At 44.6% G+C, this 17,348-nt stretch carries 16 protein-coding genes; 6 read left to right on the top strand and 10 right to left on the bottom strand.

Translation table 11 applies throughout. The annotated features are described in order from the left end of the window. Nucleotides 1-45 precede the first annotated feature (45 nt). The 4 genes from CIK80_RS07255 to CIK80_RS07240 all read right to left on the bottom strand — a co-directional run bounded on the left by CIK80_RS07255 (nucleotide 46) and on the right by CIK80_RS07240 (nucleotide 4,810). Nucleotides 46-657 carry a GDYXXLXY domain-containing protein gene (locus tag CIK80_RS07255; RefSeq protein ID WP_095569405.1) on the bottom strand — a complete coding sequence of 204 codons (612 nt, stop codon included), beginning with the start codon at nucleotides 655-657 and terminating at the stop codon, nucleotides 46-48. Next, nucleotides 654-2,909, bottom strand: coding sequence for a DUF2157 domain-containing protein (locus CIK80_RS07250; protein WP_095569404.1), 2,256 nt, complete (start codon nucleotides 2,907-2,909; stop codon nucleotides 654-656). Before CIK80_RS07250 ends, CIK80_RS07255 begins: the two co-directional genes overlap by 4 nt. Before the next feature lie 82 nt (nucleotides 2,910-2,991). After that, nucleotides 2,992-3,246, bottom strand: a complete 255-nt coding sequence (locus tag CIK80_RS07245; RefSeq protein WP_062843474.1) for a DUF2798 domain-containing protein — start codon at nucleotides 3,244-3,246, stop codon at nucleotides 2,992-2,994. A 52-nt stretch (nucleotides 3,247-3,298) separates the two neighbouring features. Further along, nucleotides 3,299-4,810 carry a right-handed parallel beta-helix repeat-containing protein gene (locus CIK80_RS07240; RefSeq protein WP_095569403.1) on the bottom strand — a complete coding sequence of 504 codons (1,512 nt, stop codon included), beginning with the start codon at nucleotides 4,808-4,810 and terminating at the stop codon, nucleotides 3,299-3,301. A 221-nt stretch (nucleotides 4,811-5,031) separates the two neighbouring features. On the opposite strand from CIK80_RS07240, the gene CIK80_RS07235 reads away from it, so the two are divergent. After that, a complete protein-coding gene (locus CIK80_RS07235) occupies nucleotides 5,032-5,793 on the top strand; it encodes an aspartate/glutamate racemase family protein (RefSeq protein WP_095569402.1) in 762 nt (253 codons plus the stop codon). 243 nt (nucleotides 5,794-6,036) lie between these two features. On the opposite strand, the gene CIK80_RS07230 is transcribed toward CIK80_RS07235, so the two are convergent. After that, a complete protein-coding gene (locus CIK80_RS07230; protein WP_095569401.1) occupies nucleotides 6,037-7,602 on the bottom strand; it encodes an MATE family efflux transporter in 1,566 nt (521 codons plus the stop codon). Nucleotides 7,603-8,076: 474 nt separating this feature from the next. Between CIK80_RS07230 and CIK80_RS07225 the strand changes: the two genes are divergently transcribed. Then, nucleotides 8,077-9,030, top strand: coding sequence for an alpha/beta hydrolase (locus tag CIK80_RS07225; protein WP_095569400.1), 954 nt, complete (start codon nucleotides 8,077-8,079; stop codon nucleotides 9,028-9,030). Between the two features lies 1 nt (nucleotide 9,031). Here CIK80_RS07225 and CIK80_RS07220 read toward each other — a convergent pair whose 3' ends face one another. Continuing rightward, complete coding sequence (locus CIK80_RS07220; RefSeq protein ID WP_095569399.1) at nucleotides 9,032-10,078, bottom strand: nitronate monooxygenase; 1,047 nt, start codon at nucleotides 10,076-10,078, stop codon at nucleotides 9,032-9,034. A 284-nt stretch (nucleotides 10,079-10,362) separates the two neighbouring features. Between CIK80_RS07220 and CIK80_RS15420 the strand changes: the two genes are divergently transcribed. Together CIK80_RS15420 and CIK80_RS15415 are read left to right on the top strand one after the other, a co-directional pair. Further along, nucleotides 10,363-10,794, top strand: coding sequence for a RelA/SpoT domain-containing protein (locus CIK80_RS15420; protein ID WP_218830308.1), 432 nt, complete (start codon nucleotides 10,363-10,365; stop codon nucleotides 10,792-10,794). 138 nt (nucleotides 10,795-10,932) lie between these two features. Beyond that, a complete protein-coding gene (locus tag CIK80_RS15415) occupies nucleotides 10,933-11,334 on the top strand; it encodes a hypothetical protein (RefSeq protein WP_218830307.1) in 402 nt (133 codons plus the stop codon). Between the two features lie 57 nt (nucleotides 11,335-11,391). On the opposite strand, the gene CIK80_RS07210 is transcribed toward CIK80_RS15415, so the two are convergent. The 3 genes from CIK80_RS07210 to CIK80_RS07200 form a co-directional block, all read right to left on the bottom strand. Beyond that, nucleotides 11,392-11,934, bottom strand: a complete 543-nt coding sequence (locus CIK80_RS07210) for an acyl-CoA thioesterase (protein ID WP_095569398.1) — start codon at nucleotides 11,932-11,934, stop codon at nucleotides 11,392-11,394. Nucleotides 11,935-12,008: 74 nt separating this feature from the next. Then, the gene (locus tag CIK80_RS07205; protein WP_095569397.1) at nucleotides 12,009-13,094 is read right to left on the bottom strand and encodes an alpha/beta fold hydrolase; all 1,086 of its coding nucleotides are present in this window, start codon (nucleotides 13,092-13,094) and stop codon (nucleotides 12,009-12,011) included. 225 nt (nucleotides 13,095-13,319) lie between these two features. Continuing rightward, nucleotides 13,320-13,916, bottom strand: coding sequence for a YigZ family protein (locus CIK80_RS07200; protein WP_095569396.1), 597 nt, complete (start codon nucleotides 13,914-13,916; stop codon nucleotides 13,320-13,322). Between the two features lie 196 nt (nucleotides 13,917-14,112). Here CIK80_RS07200 and CIK80_RS07195 point away from each other — a divergent pair, with 196 nt between their 5' ends. Together CIK80_RS07195 and CIK80_RS07190 are read left to right on the top strand one after the other, a co-directional pair. Continuing rightward, nucleotides 14,113-14,817, top strand: a complete 705-nt coding sequence (locus tag CIK80_RS07195; protein ID WP_062845775.1) for a pseudouridine synthase — start codon at nucleotides 14,113-14,115, stop codon at nucleotides 14,815-14,817. A gap of 485 nt (nucleotides 14,818-15,302) precedes the next feature. Then, entirely contained in the window at nucleotides 15,303-16,367 is a 1,065-nt protein-coding gene (locus CIK80_RS07190; RefSeq protein ID WP_095569395.1) for a thioredoxin fold domain-containing protein, read from the top strand. A 148-nt stretch (nucleotides 16,368-16,515) separates the two neighbouring features. On the opposite strand, the gene CIK80_RS07185 is transcribed toward CIK80_RS07190, so the two are convergent. Then, nucleotides 16,516-17,166 (bottom strand): DUF2939 domain-containing protein, encoded by a 651-nt coding sequence (locus CIK80_RS07185; protein ID WP_095569394.1) that lies wholly within the window; start codon nucleotides 17,164-17,166, stop codon nucleotides 16,516-16,518. Nucleotides 17,167-17,348: the final 182 nt, after the last annotated feature.

The raw sequence follows: 17,348 nt of genomic DNA, 5'->3' as shown, positions 1-17,348 counted from the left end.
GTTAGTCTTTGCTTACAGTTGTGAAGTAGGAGTTGCCTATTTTATTTAATTGTTAACTTTGGCTTTATGTTTATCTGTTGGGTCAATCACTTCAAATGTCTCGTTGACGAGATCGGCCAGTAGCGGATCACCCTTGTCATTGACGCGAAACAAGCCGTATTTTGCTGCTTCAAAAGCATTGGCATGACCTTCTTGAAAGAAAAAAGCATTGGTTGCAAGTTTTACTGAGCCGTTGCTCAGACGGTAACGGATAGCTTTTTCATTGGCCGCCAATGTATTGGGCTGATGACTATCTGCCAAGCGTACAAAATGCCCGACATCATGCTCATCTAAAGCGACTATCACATAGCCCTCAGTCGATTTAGGACGATCGCCAGTTTTATCTAATGTATCCAAAACATCACGCTCCAAGGCATAACTGAGTGTCATATAATCGCCTTGCATAAAGCCGCGTGGATCGACGGGCGCTAGTTGCAATAACACAGGATCACCACTAGCAAGATGCCTCTCATACTTCATCACATTCATGCTGATAAAGGTCAAAATACCGACCAAACCCAGTACGGCAATAGTGATGGTCACTGCTCGTTTTTGCCACCATGCTAAAGCAGAGTTGGAGACGTTGCTTGCATCAGTACGTTTATTGGCATCATTCATGATAAAGGCTCCTCACTATCGGCCTGACTGGCGTTATGCTGGGTGCGCGCTCCAGAGGCGGATAAGCCGTGAGCACTATAGCGTTTGACCAACACCCAACGCAGCAGTAGCAGTACAATACCGACCACCAGCACGGAGACAGATTTGACCAGTAAAGACGTATTGAGCTGGTAGTAGTACCAAAACACATAGCAAACCAAGGCAAACACGCCAATACCTAACAGAGTGCGTTTGCTATTGGCCATGGCAATGATGATAATCAAACTGGTGGCCAGTAAGCCTGTAACATAGGTCGATACAATACCCAAGACAATGACAGCGCTGCCAGTTATCAGCCCTACGGCAGAGTGCCATTGGATACGGTAACGCTTCAAAATGAGGTAGGCGGCATATAGGCTGGCGAGTGTGAGCAGTCCTTGTGCCCAGTAGTAATGATAACGAAACAGCCCGTCGTTATTATCGAAGCCATAACGGTACTCGTCGACAATGAAATAGACAGAAATGCATAAAAGCATGAGCGCACTGGCATAACCAATGGCTTTTATCACCTCAGAGCTTGCTAAATGCCACCGAACTGGAATGTGTTGCAATAATCGATAGCGCTGTAAATGACTGACAATCGCAATCAATGCCAATAGACCCAGACTGATTTCGGGTAGGGCGTAATAACTGAGTAAAAAAACCACGCAGCCAAACACAGTTAAGCTCCCAATCAATCGGTACACAAAACTTGGCACGATAAGGGTCAAAGCACTTTGTAGCAATAAAAATACCCACACATCGAGCGGATGGCTGATACTACTTTCGATTAAGCTGTACACCACGTATGATTGACCTGCCACGCTGATCATAAAAGCCAGACTGCTCAAAAACATGCTGTGACGCCGGTGTTCATATTTAAATATAATGAAGCCACACGCATTCAACAACAGCCCAATCATGCCTATCATCATTGCATTGTCTAACGCGCCAGTACTTTCTAATATTAAGGTCAAAAAACCAATAAAAAACAGGCTGGCTAACAGCCCACTAAAGCCAAAAAGGACGTGTACAAACCAAGGCGTATCCTCTTGATCATGACCATTGCCAAGGTTGGTTTCACTCTTTTTATCAATTGCACTTCCATCGATTGCACTTCTATCAGTCGCATTGACCTCAACCGATTCGTTAACCATGTCACTTGTCATAGTGCGCTTATGACTTAAACGAGCCGCTTTACGTAGCCAAACAACGGCCGCTGAACTCATGCCAACCAATAACAACGCTAACATTAAAAAACCACTGCTATTAGCATTCTCTAATAAGAGTCTGCTTGCCCAAAACATCACCACGATAATGGCAGAGCCACTGACATAGGTCAGCATCAATACATCAACACGGTATCGGTAAAATCGCCACACCATAAAGCCACACCAAATGGCCCATAGCGATAATAAAATCGCAGGTATCGTAACGCCACGGTTGTCAAAAATAGTGAAGATAGAGAGGTGAGTGATGGCGTAGGTACTTAATAAACCAACCACATAAGTGCTCCAGTGCAAACCAGCTCTAGCCTGATTTTGTGTATGAGCGGCGGTATGAGACGGAGTGTCTATATCTGCATTGGCAGAAGTTGTTTGAGAGGGGCTTTTGTGATCAATAAAAAATAGCCAGAGATTCAGTGCGACAAAATTAATGAAGGCCAGCGCGCCTATTTCTATCACGCCTTGGTATACATTATCGTTGAACAAAAAACCAGTCACGTCTAAATAAGACAGTAGGCAGGCATTCAGCAGACCCAACCATAACAACCACAGCGCAGGGAAACGAGCAATCATGACCCACGGCATAATCAATAGCGCCCATACAAAAAACAGCTGCCATGTGTCTGCGCCTGTCTGATAGGTCTGTCCAAACAAAGCCAGTAAGCTGCCAGTAATGATGCTGGCAATGAGTAAAAGCAGTTGACGAATGAGGAGAAATTGTCGCCTAACACACAAGCCAACGTATAGGGTAATGGTTATAACCAGTGCGCCTTCGACCAGTGCAAACTTACCCATTTTGCCCATGTCTAACCAGTTATAAGCGATAAAGAAAACAAGGGCTAACGCCAGTGCGACTGATCCAATCACCAGCAGCGCTTTATCAAAAAAAGCAAGCCACGCTTGCTGGGTAGGGTAGACATCAAGATAAGCGGCCGTATGATCGGCGCGTTCGATAGGAGAGGTATCGTGTTTAAGCGAATGCTCAGTCGTGCGCTGTGGTTGGTTCATAGCACGCTCTCATTAAAAACAGTGTAAAGACTATCTTAACTGTTTTTATGGGGAGGTGATATTGATTGTGTTGTGTACTTGTTTAATAAAACTCAATGCGACTCAGTACATGTTCTTGAATCATGTAGGCACAGACATAAGCGCTCGGCCACGCTACGATAAATGCCAATCCCCACGAATGGAACAGCGTATCAAAAAACCCCTCAGTCCAGCCGACTTTAATCAGGATCAAAGCAGCTGAGATAATGAGTGACATCATCAGTGCCATAAGCCCGGTAAAGATAAGGCGGTAGTATTTGCGCCGTGTACGGATTCTGATGGTGGGTATTTTACTCATAGTTTTACTTATTTTGGTGATAAAAGGTCAGGACATGTCAAACATTCGCACGCTATTTGCATTGTAGCAACACCGCACAGTTTTCAAAAGCGGTACTACTGCTAAACGTTTTGTTACCGAGTACCCATAGTAAGGACAAATTACTGTTTTGAGGGAGGTAACGGTTATTGTCAAAGCTGACTTCGCCGCGATCAAGCTGATTGGCAACGATCATATAGCGTGAGGGCGAGCTGGTAAATGTATTATCCTTAATACTTAATTTTTGAATATTAAATTGCAGTAGTAGTTGACCACCTTGTTGCTTACCAAGATCATTGTTGGTGACGGTATTATTAATAAGGGTGATTTGTCTGACGCCGCCACGTTGCTCATCATAGCCACCGACTGCGAGACCAGCATAGCTGCTATCGGTGACCGTATTGCCCTCTACCCAGACCTCTTCTGTTAACTTTTGGAAGTGTTCACTGGCGACTTCGATACCAATATCGTTGCCAGTCACGATATTGTTTTGAATAAATACTTGCCTGCCTCCATCGACATAAATACCACCCGCTGAAGGATCATCACCTTTGTAACCGGGATTGCCAACGATGCTATTGCGCGCGACCGTATTGCCGATGATATCGCCGCGACGGGCGTAGTCGTTAGCGGTCTCTGCTGTTCCTTCAAAACCAATGATGTCGATACCAATGTTATTGTTGTTATTGACTTGGTTATAGTTCACTTCAAAGTTAGTTACATCACCATTGAGTACGATCGCTTCACTACGACCTAAGGTGAGGTTTTCGACTCGATTGTTATTTATTTGAATATCTCTAATAGGCTGAGTACCGTACACCGCAATGCCATGCGCATTGCCGTTCTCATTCTTAACGCGTGTGCCTAGATTATGAATATAGTTGTTTTCGATGAGGATATGATGGCTACTACCTGTCACATAGATCGCAGTGGGCGTAACCTGATCGCTGGTTGTCCAAAAGTTAGTAAACTCTAAACCGCGAATGATCACATAAGCTTGGTCTTCTATATGAAACAGATGCTCATCGTCAGTACTTGGCGTGCCTGTGATGACTATTTTTGCAGCTGGCATCGCCTCAAAAATAATAGGCTGCGCTAGTGTGCCAGAGTTTTCAATATAGACAGGCCCTTTATAAGTACCGGCGGCAATGTGTACTGTCGTGCCAGCGGTGGCGAGATCCGCCGCTCTTTGTATGGTCAGTACTGGCGAGTTAGCACTACCTGTTGCCGTATCGCTACCCGTTGTCGCCACGTAGATATGTTTACGCGTACTGTCATCGAGCGTTACATCATCAAGGGCTGAGCTGCGATCATAAAATGCTTGGCTATTAGATGTCGGCGGTACTGTTTCAGGCGGTGTCGGGATATTTGGTATTGCGGGCGTGGCTGGTTCAGAAGTAGCAGGAGGCGTTGAAGCGTTTGAGTCTGTATCTGAGTCGCCACCACCGCAAGCAGGCAATACAATCACTAGGGATGCAAGTAACCCAATAGGTAATAGCATGGATGAACGAATCTTTGAATACAGCGTTGACTGACGAGTCTTCATAGTACTTCCTAATAGTAGGATATAAGCTATCGATGAACAAAAAAATAGATAAGTCCGAAGTGATTTTTGCTATAGCGGTTATAAAAACTGTCTTAAAAATAATTTATATAATATAACGGTTTTTGCTACGATTGAATGACTTTTTACGCTTACGCGTTTGTCTCTAGTCCGTTTAGATGACCACTGATTGAATTGAGGACACCTCTTAATAAGGAAGAAAAATGCCTAACCAGAATCAGCAACACCCATCCTCTCAGCAAACCACGCCTCAATACAGTACTCAAAGAACACTTGGCATCATCGGTGGCATGAGCTGGGAGAGTACCGAAAGCTACTATCGCCTGATTAATGAAGGTGTCAAAGCCAAGCTGGGTGGATTGCATTCAGCAGATTTGCTCATACACAGTGTCGATTTTGGCCCTATTAATACGTTGCAAGAAACGGGAGAGTGGGAAGCACTGGGTTCGCTTATGGTGAGTAGCAGTAAACGCTTGCAAGCGGCGGGCGCGCAAGGAATCATGATCGCTTCTAACACCATGCACAAATTATTCGACGATGTACAATCAGCCACAGACCTACCGTTGATTCATATTGCAGACGCCACTATCGATGCCATCAAAGCACAAAATCTCAGCAAAATAGCGCTACTCGGCACGCAGTTTACGATGACCCAAGATTTTTATAAGCAGCGTTTGATTGATGCAGGGCTAGAAGTGTTGATACCTGCCGAGGACGAACGTGCCGAAGTACACCGTATTATAAAAAAAGAGCTGTGCGTCGGTGAGTTCAAAGACAGCTCACGGGCATATTATCGTCAAGTGGTTGAAGCTTTAGCGGCGCAAGGAGCAGAAGGTGTGATATTAGGCTGTACTGAGATTGGTCTACTCATCACTCAAGCAGACAGCCTAATTCCTGTGTTTGATACCACCGCCATTCATGCGACCGCTGCGGTAGATTTTTTATTGGCTGATACAAGGCTTTAGTATATGCAGCAATAAGTCGAGATTATAGACAGCTTACTCCTTATACCAATGAAAAAGAGTCATCAAGCTAAACGTATATATAGTCAGCTGAAAATGATACATCAATTTAAATACGCTACTGGAAGAAATTTTGCACAGCCTATGTCGTTATAGGCTCTGGTATAGACACAGCACGCAAGTAACATTTCTTCCAGTAACGCTATAAAACATTTAAAGCATCTTAACCATATATAAACCACGCTATTAGCCTTTATTACTCCTAATCATGCGGTGTCTATAAAGTCGTCTGCGAAGTCGTCGATGTAGCCTTGTGATACGGCGTAACGGGAGCAGCTTCCACACAGTCGTTGGTGCGATATCTCGGCACGACGCAGAGGTGCCACCATGCACGCGATAGCCTTCGCTGCCTTGAGCAGCCTCTTCTGCGACCAGTTTTTTACCCTTGCGCCATCCGCCATGTACATATAGTCCTGCCCCCATCAGCGCGGTGGCTACCATGCCTGCTGGGAACGACAGCCACAGTGCGTCGTCCCCAAGGAGTGGGTAAAGCCCGAACGCAAATCCAAGGCGCACGGGGTACATCGAAATCGCCATAACGATCAATGGCCAAATCACATAGCCGTTTGCTCGCATGGTGCCAAACAGCACTTGTGCTATCCCAAAAAAGACGAAACCCCATGTTGCCATTAACTGAATGTGTTCTCCAATTGGCAACGCCTCGCTATCACTACCGAGGAAAAAGCCCAAAATAGTGCCATCAAAAATCGTCAGCACCGCGATAATGGCACCGGTCAATATCACGTTAAAAATGAGTCCCCATCGCGTGATGTCTGAGACTCTACTCCATTTATTAGCACCGATATTTTGTGCAACCATCGCACTGGCGGCGGCACTGAGCGCCATCGCTGGCATCTGCACATATGTCCAAAGTTGCTGGGTGGCACTATAAGCGGCGGTCGTCTGTACCCCTTCGCGGTTGATCAGTGACAGCATGGTCAACGCTGCCGAAGAGATAACGATCATTTGCAGACCCATCGGCAACCCTTTTGAAAACATTGACTTTAGGATTTCTCGGTCTGCACGTAAAAAGCGTAGCTCTGGCATCTTAAGTGTCAGCACAGAGCCACGCAGGTACATGGTGATCACCATGCCAATAAGTGCTAGCGTGTTTGCGGTGGCGGTTGCGAAGGCTGCGCCAAATATACCCCACTCGGGAAAGGGGCCTAAACCCAAAATCAATGTCGGTGTCAAAATTATATCAAAAATCACCGATATAATGATAAACCAAAGCGGCGTCGTAGAGTCGCCTGTCCCACGCAGTGCCATCATGATCAGCGTAAACGTGAGTGTGACAGGCATTGCAACGAAAATCATCCGTAGATAGGTCAGAGCAAGATCTACTGCACTGGCTGGCGTGCCAAGCAAATCCAGTAACATTGGCGCAAATAGCCACCCTACTGCCGACACCACTATACTGATCGGAATAATACTACCGAGCGCCGTTCCCATGGTTCTTTTGACCATAGTCTCGTCACGGCGGCCCATGGCTTGACCAATCAAAATAGTAGACGCCATACCAAAACCAAAAACAAAGGAGATGAGTATAAACATCAAAATATTGCCGTTCGCTGTCGCGGCGAGCGCCTCTTCCCCTAAAAACCGCCCCACCCAGACAGCATTGATTGAGCCGTTTAACGACTGTAGCGCTGATGATCCAAGTGTTGGCAAAGCAAATAGGAGCATCGTTTTGGCAATTGACCCTTCAGTGAGGTCACGCCGTTTGTCAGTGGCAATACTGGTGTCGCTCAATGTCTTTCCTTTTGCACCGTTCAATTGGGCTTCGGTTTGTTATAAGAATGCGTCCTAAGAAAGGTGTTAGATAACAGACTTAGGATTGATGGAATAAAAACGCTCATTATAAATGACAATGCCTATGCCATCTTGATTAAAACGGTAAACAAATCAAGTGCTGACATAAGCTCCAGTACTGAATGTGTTACTTTTCTTTTGGTGTTGTGTCTTATATGAAGCTAGCTCGGTTTCTACTGATGATAAAAAGCCTGAAAAAGATGACGCTGACTTGACTACAAAGTAATAGATTTATAAATACGAAGAAACATTTATCGTTAGAATCATAGCGTAAATACTTTTTATACTATAGTTGATGCAATTTAAGAGTGGTACAAGGCAACCGAGCGCAGAGGTATAGGTCATGCTTCAAGCAAGGTTAACGCTGTAACGCTTTTATAGTGGATTGACTATATTTCTAACAAGGATGTTTCGATGAAACTAAAACGCTTAAGCCTTGTCGCACTATTTAGTCTGTCAGTCGTCGGCTGTACCACCGCGCCTAATACGCTTGCCGTCAATGCGACCCAAAAGTTGATACAGTTTGAGCGCAATAAAGCCAACCTTGAAAAAAAGGTAGTGACGCTGGCCTCTGGCGATACTTTGACCTATCTAGAAGGTGGCAATATTAACGGCGAGCCTTTACTGCTCATTCATGGGTTTGGGGCAAACAAAGACAATTTTACCCGTATCGCCAAGGAGCTGAGCGATTATCATCTGATCCTACCAGACTTGCTGGGCTTTGGTGAATCCAGCAAACCGCCGCAAGCTGACTATCGCGCCGATGCTCAGGCGCAGCGTTTACATGAGCTGCTGCAAGCCAAGGGCATGGCGTCCAATATCCATGTCGGTGGTAACTCAATGGGCGGTGCTATCAGTGTTGCTTACGCGGCCATGTATCCCGATAGCGTCAAAAGCTTGTGGCTACTCGACAGCGCAGGTTTTTGGTCAGCAGGATTTTCTCAAGATCGATTTGGCGATGGCGGTATAACAAGCAGCCCGCTATTGATCGAAACCAAAGAGGATTATTTTGCCTTATATGATTTGGTCATGTACAAGCCGCCTTACATTCCCAAAACCGTGCAAGCGGTCTTTGCTCAGACCAATATTGCCAACCGCGAACTACACGGCAACATCCTTGAACAAATCACAGCAGACAATGTGGAAGCACGTGCCAAAGTGATTGCGCAGTACGACATACCCACGCTCATCGTTTGGGGTGCTGAGGACAAAATCATCAAGCCTGAAACCGCCGTCATAATGAAACAAATCATGCCGCAAGCACAGGTGATGATGATGCCTGAGGTTGGGCATGTACCGATGGTCGAAGCGGTAAAAAAGACGGCCCATGATTATAAAGACTTTCGTGCAACGCTTATGGACAAGTAACTCACAAGTTCTTTGTTAATCGCGTCAGCAAGGCGTCTGTACTTTCGTTTCTGACCAACGTGACGCCTTGTCCTGCCCATAGCGACAAATGCTCGGCGTCCAAATGCTTGGTCGCATCCGCCCGCATAAACTTGCTCATGGCATTGAGTTGCGGGTAGGGCGGTAGTGCATCTGCATTCTCAAATTGCGCAAAATCACGCAGATAATCATTTAGTAAACCACGAGCAAGCTTGCCTGAAAACAGTCGCGTTAAGTGTGTCTCGCTACTGCGTACTCCTTGACTGGCATCAAGTAGCGCTTGCTTATACGTATCATTGATACCGCACTGATCTGTGGTCAAAAACGCCGTGCCCATTTGTGCAAGCTCAGCTCCTGCTACCTGCACTGCCTTTATATCTTGCGCCGTCATAATGCCACCGGCGGCAATCAATGGAATGTCGGTGAGGGCGCGTGTTTGGCTAATCAATGTCAATAATCCCAATGGATCAGTTTCGCTTTGAGCCAACCAACCACCGCGATGTCCGCCAGCTTCTACCCCTTGCACACAGACCGCATCTGCACCAATATCGCTCCATGTTTTGGCTTCCAATGGATGGTTTGCCGTACCGATAACACGCGTGCCCACACTTTGTAGACGCTGAACTTGCGCGGCCTCAATAATACCAAATGTAAAACTAACGACAGGCACAGGATTGTTATAGAGCACTTGCAACTGTTCAGCAAAGCTTTGTGCGGGACGCTCGGGTAACGTAAATTCGATATCATGCTCTTGATAGTAATTACTCAGCCAAGCAGGCATATCCGTATCGAAGGTGCTCGACTCATATTCAGACAACACCATTAGATTGACCATAAAAGGACGGTCGGTCAGGGTCTTAATCGTATTGATTTGGCTATCCAATACGTCTGGCGCGGTCATGCCAGCGCCCAATGAACCCAGTCCACCAAAGTTACTGACACTCGCAATCAGCTCAGGGGTGGTGGCACCGCCTGCCATTGGCGCTTGAATGATGGGGTAGGTTAGGTTAAGGGTATTAAGTAAGCTCATGAATGGCTCCTTTTTATTAGAACATTTACATGACTTACTGTAGCAGAGGTAGGCGGTACGCGTGTTGGATAGTGTTTATTTAGTTGCTAAATAAGGGGGTGGGCTTTGGCTACGAAGTTGTAGTTAAAATATTTGACTATGGTTTTGTAGTGGAAATAGTTGGCTACGGTTTTGTAGTTAAGTCATGCATCAAAACCCTTAATTATAAATTAGTTTATTCGAGCATTTATGATGTAAGATACAATTATCGACTTTCCGTAACAATCTATCTAATGAGCTACAAAATGAATTTAATACTAAAAGAATATGACAATTCAAAAAACGTATTAGATAACTTCGATAAAACCCTTCTTAGTCTAATAAGCTCGTTACTTGAGCAAAAAAATATTAGAGTACATCAAGTGCAGACCAGAGTTAAAGATAGAGGTAGTCTTGAAAATAAAATCATAAGAAAAAGTGAAAAATACAAGGCTTTAAACGATATTACCGATATAGTTGGTGTACGTATTATTACCTATTTCGATGATGAAGTAGATCAAATTGCAACTATGATTGAAGAAGAGTTTGTTATAGACCAAGATAATTCTGTAGATAAGCGGGAAATAGATAGTGATAAATTTGGTTATAGAAGTCTACATTATGTGGCAAGTTTAAAAAGAGATAGGACAAATTTACCAGAATATTCTAGCTATGGAGAACAGAAATTTGAGTTTTAAATTAGGACAATCTTACAGCACTCATGGGCTGAAATTGAGCATGATTTAGGCTATAAGGGTGAGTTTGAAATTCCGACTACTGCAAAACGTACTTTTTATAGGGTTGCAGCTCTTCTCGAACAAGCAGACATCGAGTTTGTGAAATTAAAATCAACTATAGCGCAGTATGAAAAGAATTTGAGTCAAGATATTAAAGCTAATCCTAGCCAAATAGAAATAAATAAGGCCTCGTTAATATCCTTTATGAGCGAGAATGATGAGGTGATTAATTTTGAAAACATTGTATTTATTGGCGAATATGATTTGATTATCACAGAGTCTGATGTTGAAAGCTCTGCTTATGATCAGCTAATAAATAGAATTAAAAGCTTAGGTATTGAAAATATAAAGCAATTAGAAGAATTCTATTTGAAGCATGAAAAACAACTTAGGGACAGTATCAAATCTATTTTCCCACTAGGAAAGAATACTATCAGACGAGGTGACTCTGTATTAATACTAATAAACTATACTCTTTCTAAGCTTACAGTTCAGAAGTAGTACGATAAAAGTATTAATACGCTTCCAAGTACGAATTTATCTAACCCTAAAACTATTCTAACCGACAGGAGGCCACGGACGATCAGCATCACTCTCAATCCATTCGGCCACGTAACCTGTTGGCGGTAGCTCCCAATCAGACTGACCCAACGCCGCAAGCACTTTTGATGTATCAATGACTCTACCGCCTTTGGTCACGCCAGTACGCAGTAGGGCAGAAGAGCATGGCTTACCCTTAACCCACATCGACTGCTCGATATACATCCAGCGCGCATCGATGCCAACGATTTTGGTTTTTAGCGTGACCTTTTCAAAGGCACGAATACGCTTGCGATATTGGATGGTACTACCAGCGATGACCAAACCCCAACGCTGTTTTAGTAGCTGCTTACCAAGTCCGCTACGCACTGCAAAGTCCATACGCCCCAAATCATACAAGGTGAACACGCGACCATTATTCATCTCCAAAAAATTATCGATGTCGGTCAGACGACAGCGAAACTGAATCTCGCTGGTTTCTTTGAGCGTTAACGTATTGCCCTTTTTTGCTTGTAGAGCCGCATGGGCGATGGTGCTGGCATAACGGATAAATGGATACATAAAGCAGTCTCAAAGGGTTAAAGGATAGAGTTAATGGTCGTCACATCAGAGTGTATGGTCAGGGCTACTTAGACCTATTTTTTACGTGATTCGACGCCAATCCAATTAAAGTAATCACTCACAGTTTCGGGTATCCAATTGATATCAAATTTTGATTTTTTGCCTTTTTTATTATAAACAGTCGATGCTTGATCATAATTTTTATCTTCGGCTTGTTCGTTGTGAGAGCGATAACGCAAATACCCAATGTGTCCACCATGAGCCGTATCGAGAATAGTGACACTGTCAGAGACATCATTTGGCGTGGCGGTAAAACCGATAAACGGATCGTCCTTGGCACTAATGAGTAATAAAGGCTTGGTCACTTTTATCAAATAGGGAAGGGCTGATGAGGCTTGATAGTAGTGATTGTTAGATCGGTAGCCGTGACGCGGCGCGGTAAAGATATCATCAAAGTCGCTGATACGGTTGACCGATTTGATGGAGTCGATCTCATCTTGAGTAATGTCATTGGCTAAAGCTTTTTTGATAATTGGGTTGAGCAAATAGGGCGTATAAATGCGATGACTCAAGAAGCTGTGCATACTAAGCGCCGCTGAGGACATATCGACTGGCGCAGAGATCACCACCGCACCACGACACAGCGCCTTATCCGCATACTCGCCCATGTATTTGGCCAGCGCATTGCCCCCTAGCGAGACGCCAACGGCATAGATATTGGCATACTGCTGACGTAAGTTTTGTAGCGCATGATGTACTTCGTCCGTGTCACCCGCGTTGTAAAAAACCGTACCACTGGCAGGAATCCCGCCACAGCTACGAAAATGTGCCACGACAAAATGCCAGCCCTGAGCGTGCATTTGATACGCCAATGCTCGCGCATAGTGGCTGTCGCTGCTGCCTTCCATCCCATGAAACAAAACGATCAATGGCGTTTGCTCAAGCTCGCCATCTGTCGCTGCTTGTACAGGATGCGCATCATAAAAATCGTAGGCAATATCGCTTTCATCCAAAGAATCCTTTTCGACCACACGGCGATAAGTTGGTGTTTTGGGCGCAAAAAACTTGGGCAAAATGCTTTGCAAATGTGGATTGGTGAGCCAAAACGGCGGTTTAAAAGGTGCTGGCGAAAAAGGCGTGGTTAGTGTTGACTGTGACATAGAGAGTTTCTTATTTTAGTAGGGTTAAAAAGCAATGCGTTATCATAGCGCCCGCCAGTATCAAAACCAACGCTTTTCAGTGAACGCGTGGTTACTCAAGACTGGTTACTCAAAAGCAGTTAATCAAGACTGGTCACTTATTACTTAACATCAGTCACTCAAGGTCAATCAGTTAAAGCCTATTACTCAAACCATAGCCAATCAGCAGCTCACTGGTTAAAAAGTTTACGACGGATCTAACACCCGTCCATCCATGGCAAGGCGCTCTTTTAGCGAGTCGATATCCGCCTCAGCCAGCGTCGCAGTCAATAGCACTTGTTTGCTATAAGCCACATCATCGATACGACCGTTAAGACTGTCGACCACATAACGGCATTGCGCTTCGGTCGCAAACTCTGCCAGTATCTGCACTTGAATCATTGGCACATGCTCAAGCAGGGTCATCATGTCCACAGCCGCTTGTGCCGATCCTGCATACGCGCGCGTCAAACCGCCAGCACCCAACTTGATACCACCGAAGTAACGCACCACAATGATAATGACGTTGCCAATCGACTTATGCTGCAATACATTCAATATGGGTCTGCCTGCGGTGCCATTTGGCTCACCATCATCGTCGAAACCCGCGCTGGTCGTATTATGGGGATCGCCAATGATATAAGCCCAGCAGTGATGGCGGGCATCGGCGTACTGCTCGCGTAGTTGTTCCACGTGAAACATAGCGTCTTCTCGTGAAGTGACAGGATATGCGTAAGCAATAAACTCAGATTTTTTGATTTCTAAGCGTGCGGTGACAGCACGTTTTAGGGTTTGATAGCTCATATTTCATCAGGCTTAGGTTGGATATGGTAAACTGGTGTAACTTTCATTGTTTGCCGTATTTGGCGCAGTGTTCATTTTATTTTTTATTATAGTACCACTTCTGACCAGTTAAGATAGCGAACAAGAATGATGTGCAGGCTTGTGAGGTTGGCTTTGAGGCAGAATGGGTATCCCAAAACGGATGGTAGTTAAGCGTATGCGTCTAGATAAATTTATTAGTAAGGCCACTGAGCTGTCGCGCAAAGAATCAAAAAAGATTATGCACGCAGGCGAAATCACAGTGAACGATCAAATCGTCAAAGATCCAGGGTTGCATGTCGATATCGCTAATGATGATGTGATGTGGGCAGGCGAGCCGTTATCAGTGGCGACTGGTAACCGTTATATCTTATTGCATAAGCCTGAAGGATTTGAATGTACCTTAAAAGCCAAAGAATACCCAATCGTTACCGAGCTGATTGCTGTACCAGAGCTGGGCAGCTTGCGTATCGCTGGTCGACTTGATGTCGATACCACGGGCGCGCTGCTTATCAGTGATGATGGTGGCTGGCTACACCGTGTGACCAGTCCGAAGCATGAGCATGCCAAAGTCTACGAGCTGACTTTAGCAGATGCTATGGACAGTGATGCGCAAGAAAAAGCAGTTAAAAAGGTTGCCGAAGGGATTTTGTTAGAAGGCGATCATGAACCTACCAAGCCTGCAATTCTTGAATTTATCGATGAAACGCATGCACGCCTGACGCTAGAGCAAGGCAAATATCATCAAGTCAAACGTATGATGGGTTACTTTGGCAATAAGGTCGTCGAGCTGCATCGCGCCAGCATTGGTCATATCAACTTAGATGGTCTAGACAAAGGTGACAGTCGTTTCTTAACCGCAGAAGAAGTGGCCAAATTCTAAATTCGTCTTATTCTAAGTGTGCCCTATCTGTGAGTTTGTAACGTCAAAAGCAGCTTTTAAACATTAGCGGCTTTAGACATTGCCTCAAAATAATTAGCAGCATACGTATCGTCAGTTCAATATAAAAGAAATACGTTCAAAATAACATTCTGTTAGGGTAAATTTTGCGAAGCATACAGCAAGCGAGCAAAATTTATCCTAGAAGCAGGGTATTCTTTTTAAATGAAATTGACTGTATCGTGTGCTGCTTTTTTTGTTGACTATGTCTCTATCCTGACTATATTGCCTGCCTCTTAAAGCTGGGTAGCAATTTTGCAATAATGCGTTTTTAAGCCTTTGCAAAAATCCTCCTTGTGCTACAGTCTATTTTTCTTTTCAATATATGTTTTTGCATAATATAAGGCTTATCTGCTTTTTATTTTCTAAGCAGTGATGTCATTATCAGTAAAGCATACTCATTGTTAAAAACAGATAGGACGGTCTTCGTGAAACTCTCTTTATTAACATCCACTACGTTTATTGGTACTTTTATCGTGGCGACCACTGCCTGTGCTCAGCCAAGCGCCAATGATGCCACGAGTAAAAACATCAGCCAACCTGCAGTAGGTAGCCAAGCAGCTGGCTCGATAAGCCAGTCTATCGACAGCCACTTGCGCCAAGTGCTCACGCAAGCAGGTATCAAGACGCAGATAACCTCTATTGCGCCCTCAAACTTGCCCAATATGTATCAGGTGACTCTTGCAGGACAAGCACCATTACATATCATCAAAGACGGCAAATACGTCATTCAAGGTGAGCTACAAAAGAACCCAAGCAAGCGGGTAGTGACCAAAACGTTGCCGCGCAGTCATAAAGAGCAAATAGGCCAACCAGTCAGTGCAGCCGTCAAATCGGCAATGCTTGCCAATATGAGCGCGCTCAAAAATATGAGCACCAAAACACCGTTTTTTTACACCGCTGTACCAGGCGTGATTTGGGGTGCAACTTTAGAAGGCGTGCCTTTTTTACTCTCAGATGATGCGCAATATATCACCGATGGCGAGATATCTGTCATCGAAAACGGTCAGTTCGTGGGTCTGGACACAGAGTTTGAGCAACGCAAAAATCAGTCGGTATTAGCGATTTTGGATGACAAACAGCTGATTCGCTACCCCGCCACCAGTACCGAGAAAGCCGTAATATATGTGGCTGACGACGTCAACTGCCCGTATTGCCGCCGATTTCATCAGCAAATACCCATGCTCAATGCAAAAGGCGTGACAGTCAACGTGATTGGCTATCCGATATATGAGCAGTCACCCGCGCAAATGCGAGGTATCTGGTGCCAAACTGATGCAAACAGTCGTCGGCAGGCGTTTGATAAAGCCATGTTGCAAGGTGAGATGACGCCCGCCTCTGCCAGTTGTGACGTCGATCAAGTGACGCCCAATCGCGACAAAGCTGCTGGCTTAGCGGTAATGGCGACACCCGCTATTTATCGTGAAGATGGTGTGCTGTATCAAGCAAGTTTTGAGAGTCCTGAGTTTTTAAAATTTTTAGGTATCGAATAATAATAAATAATATTAGTGCCGCCCAAAATCCTTATTCATCACTATCTTGAATAACATAATAAAAAACCGCTTTATGAATTAAGTCATAAAGCGGTTTTTATCGTTTAACTTATCAATATTTTGAATATTAAAAGCGGTCTCAACTTGTCTATGGCAAGACAATATCGACGATCTTCCATTCAACAAGCCCTTGGCGCTGCATTTCGATAGTAAGCGGATAACCTTTAACTTGACCACTGATGTTAAAGCAATTGATACCGCAATAGCTCAAGGTTGGCTTATCACTGTCTGTACCTTGGGCGGCCTGCTGCTCAAGCTCTGCCGCTTGTTTTTTCATGATTTGCTGCATCTGGCTTTGCACCACGGCATTCACATCACCGCGCTGGAGGATCAAATTTTGAATCAGGTTCTTTAAATCCACTTGGTTGCTCGCGATGGCCCAAGCAGCAGCCAGCTCTTTAGTGGCAGTATTGGCTTGACCTTGAGTATCAATGATCTTCTCAACGTTTTGTGGCGTAATGGCACCATCCACGGCTTCGGTAATAAAACGGTTTGCCGCTTGTGTTAAAGGCTCACCGCCCAACTCTGCAACCAAAGGATATTTGCCCATGGTCGCGGTAAATTGCGTGGTCAGCTGATTTTGAATACTAGGCTTTACTTGGTCATAATCGATGGCGGCGGCAATGGTAGCGCCATCTTTATCTTCATAAGCATTTTTGAGCTGATAAGCACTGTAATAAGGCGAGCCTGCATATACAGCTATCGCAATCACGATTAATAACACAATCAGCTTCTTCATAAAAATGGATACCTTATCGCAAAATTAATAGAGTCAAATATAAACAAGAGATTCAATCAAACCGTTTGAATAATGCTAAATACTAGCATGGCCCATACAAATTAAGGTATGAAAACCTTTATCCGTTCCTTAATAGAACCTTTTTAACTGGTCTAAATGATTTTAGCGCGCACTTTCCCTAT

Origin of the sequence: Psychrobacter sp. JB193 (assembly GCF_002285555.1) — a bacterium.
Taxonomy (GTDB): Bacteria; Pseudomonadota; Gammaproteobacteria; order Pseudomonadales; family Moraxellaceae; genus Psychrobacter; species Psychrobacter alimentarius.
Note: the sequence above shows the minus strand (reverse complement) of the source record. Positions and strands in the feature narration are given on the sequence as shown.